The sequence below is a fragment of the Acidaminococcus sp. HCP3S3_G9_1 genome (assembly GCF_052122455.1).
Classification (GTDB): domain Bacteria; phylum Bacillota; class Negativicutes; order Acidaminococcales; family Acidaminococcaceae; genus Acidaminococcus.
In genome coordinates this window covers 1-616 of sequence record NZ_JBQKCH010000046.1, presented here as the reverse complement: position 1 = coordinate 616, position 616 = coordinate 1, and the positions used below count along the sequence as shown (strand labels likewise).

The 616-nt window shown below is 48.9% G+C and carries 2 rRNA genes; both read right to left on the bottom strand.

What is annotated here, in order from left to right:
• Positions 1 to 136, bottom strand: a 23S ribosomal RNA gene (locus ACTQY1_RS11260); the annotation flags it as partial.
• 390 nt (positions 137 to 526) lie between these two features.
• Positions 527 to 616: ribosomal RNA gene (locus ACTQY1_RS11255) — 16S ribosomal RNA — on the bottom strand; the annotation flags it as partial.

Below are 616 nucleotides of genomic sequence, written 5' to 3'. Positions count from 1 at the left end.
GGATGGTGGGTTTCCCCATTCGGACATCTACGGATCAAAGCCTGCTTGCGGCTCCCCGTAGCTTTTCGCAGCTTACCACGTCCTTCATCGGCTCTTAGTGCCAAGGCATTCGCCGTATGCCCTTAGTAGCTTGACTTCCTCGCTGCGATATTTTGGCGTCTGCTGCGTCACGTCTGCGCGTGGCTCAGTCGACATACTTGAGTATAGTCTCCTTCGCCATGCTCGCCGTTCCTTGCATCCATCCAAAATCTCTTCGCGAGCTTGAATCTTAAATTGCTTTAAGACTCCGGTTCTTTACTAAGGTCACACTTACGTGTGCCTAGTTCTCGTTACTCGTTTCTAAATTCGCATTTAGATCAGAGGTGCTTAGACATTCATCACAATGTCTAAGACTTTAATTTGTCTCTTCTATGAAGTTTTCAAGGTTCATGTTCAGGGACGAGCCCTGAGAACCGAATATTGTTCTTGACAGATGTGCGTCGACGAGAATAGAAGTAAGTCCTTGGACTCCTTCGGTTCTCCATAGAAAGGAGGTGATCCAGCCGCTCGTTCTCGAACGGCTACCTTGTTACGACTTCACCCCAATCATCGGCCCCACCTTAGACAGCTGACTCCT